Below are 383 nucleotides of genomic sequence, written 5' to 3'. Positions count from 1 at the left end.
GGAAGAGAGATCCCACAACCCCGCATACGCAACCCCTGCCGGGTCTCACACGCATACGGTTTGGCCTCATCCGGTTTCGCTCGCCACTACTCCCGGAATCACGGTTGTTTTCTCTTCCTGCGGGTACTGAGATGTTTCACTTCCCCGCGTTCCCTCCACACTGCCTATGTGTTCAGCAGTGGGTGACAGCCCATGACGACTGCCGGGTTTCCCCATTCGGAAACCCCCGGATCAAAGCCTGGTTGACGACTCCCCGGGGACTATCGCGGCCTCCCACGTCCTTCATCGGTTCCTGGTGCCAAGGCATCCACCGTGCGCCCTTAAAAACTTGGCCACAGATGCTCGCGTCCACTGTGCAGTTCTCAAACAACGACCAGCCACCC

The 383-nt window shown here is 59.3% G+C and carries 1 rRNA gene; it reads right to left on the bottom strand.

Annotated elements, in window-relative coordinates:
- Window positions 1–334 (bottom strand): 23S ribosomal RNA (locus C3492_RS43920); the annotation flags it as partial.
- Window positions 335–383 lie beyond the last annotated feature (49 nt).

This window comes from Streptomyces sp. Ru62 (assembly GCF_002920615.1).
Classification (GTDB): domain Bacteria; phylum Actinomycetota; class Actinomycetes; order Streptomycetales; family Streptomycetaceae; genus Streptomyces.
This window is presented reverse-complemented; position numbering and strand designations above follow the sequence as displayed.